The sequence below is a fragment of the Chitinivibrionales bacterium genome, assembly GCA_014728215.1.
Lineage (GTDB): Bacteria > Fibrobacterota > Chitinivibrionia > Chitinivibrionales > WJKA01 > WJKA01.
On sequence record WJLZ01000124.1, the window covers coordinates 1 to 2,587 of the forward strand.

The window sequence follows — 2,587 nt, forward strand, 5'->3', positions numbered from 1 at the left end:
GAAAGGAGGAGCAAAACTAACAAAAATAATGGGTAATTTTAATTGTCGTCAGTGGGAAGTTATAATTGTCGTTGACCACACCTTCATACATACAGTTGAAAAGCTTGTAAAAAAGGGATAATCCGTCAACTGAGTAACCGAACAACCGATTGGTACAAACATTGGTACAGCTAAAGGCTATAATAGTTCAAATCCCGCCCGAGCGGGAATAACCGAGTAACCGAGCAACCGAACAACCGATTGGTACAAACACTGGTACTGCCAAGGGCTATAAAAATCAAGTCCCGCACCCGCAGGAACAACCGATAAACCGATCCATGCTCCCCAGAAAAGAATCATCAACCGTAGAATTTAAAACAGCATTCGATAAAGAAACAATCGAAACACTCTGTGCATTCGCAAACGCGAAAGGCAGATCGGTATATCTTGGTATCGATGATTCTGGAAAAGCTGTCGGAGTAACCCTTGGTAAAGAAACTGTTCAGCAGTGGATCAATCAAATCAAGCTATCTACAACGCCATCACTTCTCCCGGATATACATATAGAAAAAAGTGCCGGAAGAATATATGTTGAACTAATAATTCCCGACTATCCTGTAAAACCCGTATCGTATAAAGGAAAGTATCTAAAAAGAATTAATACCGCAAATCATACAATGAGTCTTCAGGAAATATCGGACCTTTATTTGCAGACAACTAACACAAGCTGGGATAATTATCCAAGCTCTGATAAAAACCTGAATCACATTTCTCTTGAAAAAGTTAATCAATTTATTGCACGAGCCAACTCATTTAGAGATAACCCGATAACTGATGATCCACTAACTGTATTAAGAAAATACGACTTAATTAATAGTGAGAATATTTCACATGCGTGTTTTCTGTTGTTTACCGCTCAAGAGCAATATAAATGCTCAATACAGATTGGATTGTTTGCCGATGAAATAACTATTAAAGACGACATTACTGTTCGATCTGATTTATTCAGCCAAGTTAAAGAAACGATGTCTGCTGTAAAAAAACACATAAACAAAAAACTGGTTATAACAGGAAATCCGCAGCATAGTGAGGTGTGGGAATATCCGCTTGAGGCTTTACGTGAAATTATTATTAATATGATTGTCCACCGGAATTATCAGGATCACGGCGATTCAATAATAAAAGTATTTAATGACCGAATAGAATTTTTTAATCCCGGATGTCTACTGCAAGGACTTACCGTACATCAATTACTTTCCGGTCATTACACTTCGCATATTCGCAATAAAAAGATTGCATCACTATTCAAGGATGCCGGTATTATTGAACAGTATGGTTCCGGCATATCCAGAATAATAAAAATGTTTGCGGATAATGAATATAAACAGCCCCTCTTTGAAAATTTTGGACACGGATTCAGAGTAACCGTTTATAATAAAAATCCCATAGCAAAAGCACGTGTCACCGATAATGTCACCGATAATTCAGAGCGCAGAAGGATGAAAATCGTTGAAATTATCAGAAAACAGCCTTTGATTTCATCATCAAACCTGGCTTAAATTATTAATGTTTCCAAACGTACCATTCTACGCGATTTACAGCAATTAAAAAACCGCAATATAATAGAGAGAAAAGGAGCTGCCAAAAATGGGTATTGGGAAATAACAGATGCATACCATTTGAAAGACTGATAAAAGCATTGCTGCTGATCGAAAAATGCCGGCTTGCCGGCGCCTCTATTTGAGGAAATTGCACAGGGTTTTCGTGTAACAATTTACGGAAAAATTATAAATGTCCCTGAAAATGTCCCTGAAAATGTCCCTGAAAATGTCCCTGAAAAGCGTTCCAGCCATATAATTGCAATTCTTAAAAAGAATCCCAAAGCGACAATTCCGGAATTAGCCATTTCATGCAATGTCAGCGAAAAAACAATAAAACGCGACCTGGAAAAGTTGAAAAGCGCGAATAAATTGGTTCGAAAGGGGCCTGATAAAGGTGGATGGTGGGAAGCATCTGAATGATTTTCTGCTTAGCAGCTTTGCAAACACTACAACCTCCCGGCAAAACTCTTCCTATGCAGATTTATCGGCATAGCTACAAACAAGCGTTTTCCTGATATACTATTATTTCCATAGTATTCGAATTTTGGATTTGGAATTTGGGATTTAACCCAGGGATGGAATCCCTTTCCCTGTAATAAATTACCGTCAACGACACTTCGACACTTCAACAAGCGCAGTGCAGCGCAAGCTCAGTGTGCCACAATGTGTCTCTCAGTGCATCATCTTCGACTTCCGGCTCTTTTGTCAGGCATCCAGAAACCAGCATCCGGCATCGGCTTTTCAACAAAAAGCTTGTTCAAATGGTGAACAGATATGTATAATTATAATCTTAATATTTTGATTATTAAGCAATTGCGCAGTGCCGCCCACGGGGGAAAGGTGTATTTTCTATTAAATATGGCATCATATAGATTAGTTTATGATCGATAAAAAATTCTGGCACAATAAAAAAGTGTTCCTCACCGGTCATACCGGATTTAAAGGCTCCTGGCTGAGCTTGTGGCTGTCAACGCTTGGCGCAAAGGTAACCGGCTATTCGTTAAACC

3 protein-coding genes are annotated in these 2,587 nt (G+C 38.8%); all 3 read left to right on the top strand.

The genetic code is table 11. The features are described 5' to 3' along the window. The first annotated feature begins 317 nt into the window (after positions 1–317). Positions 318–1,538, top strand: a complete 1,221-nt coding sequence (locus GF401_09920) for an AAA family ATPase (protein MBD3345365.1) — start codon at positions 318–320, stop codon at positions 1,536–1,538. A gap of 165 nt (positions 1,539–1,703) precedes the next feature. Beyond that, positions 1,704–2,000, top strand: a complete 297-nt coding sequence (locus GF401_09925; protein ID MBD3345366.1) for a DeoR family transcriptional regulator — start codon at positions 1,704–1,706, stop codon at positions 1,998–2,000. A 460-nt stretch (positions 2,001–2,460) separates the two neighbouring features. Then, the coding region (locus GF401_09930) for a CDP-glucose 4,6-dehydratase (protein MBD3345367.1) at positions 2,461–2,587 on the top strand (127 nt) is incomplete at its 3' end.

What these genes read in the sequence shown, in the direction of transcription:
- GF401_09920 (MBD3345365.1), top strand. Translation starts at nt 318, where the DNA reads ATGCTCCCCAGAAAAGAATCATCAACCGTAGAATTTAAAACAGCATTC.